Source organism: Lactobacillus delbrueckii subsp. delbrueckii DSM 20074 = JCM 1012 (assembly GCF_001433875.1).
Classification (GTDB): domain Bacteria; phylum Bacillota; class Bacilli; order Lactobacillales; family Lactobacillaceae; genus Lactobacillus; species Lactobacillus delbrueckii.
Genome location: NZ_AZCR01000163.1, coordinates 1 through 258, shown reverse-complemented (window position 1 = coordinate 258; position 258 = coordinate 1). Strand labels below are relative to the sequence as shown.

Sequence of the window (258 nt, the reverse complement as noted above, 5' to 3'; positions counted from 1 at the left end):
GTGCAATTCTGGTACAATCTCTGTAGTATATCTATCAATTAGCTGCGGAGGTTTATCAACCATGACACCTACTTCTAAAAAATACATTGTCAAATTGACCGATGACGAACTTAAGCGACTTAACAAAATTCTTCGCCAGAAAAACACGAGTGAAACGGTGGCCAACAGAATCCGCATTCTTAAAGACATGGATGCCAATCACCCGCCAGTTAAGACCTACAAGCAGTGCGCTTCAGATCATGGAATCAGTGAGCCAAC

The 258-nt window shown here is 42.2% G+C and carries 1 protein-coding gene; it reads left to right on the top strand.

Going from position 1 to position 258, the window contains the following annotated elements:
* Positions 1 to 61: 61 nt before the first annotated feature.
* Positions 62 to 258, top strand: a 197-nt coding sequence (locus tag FD23_RS08945; protein WP_201778774.1) for a hypothetical protein, incomplete at its 3' end; no start/stop codon positions are given.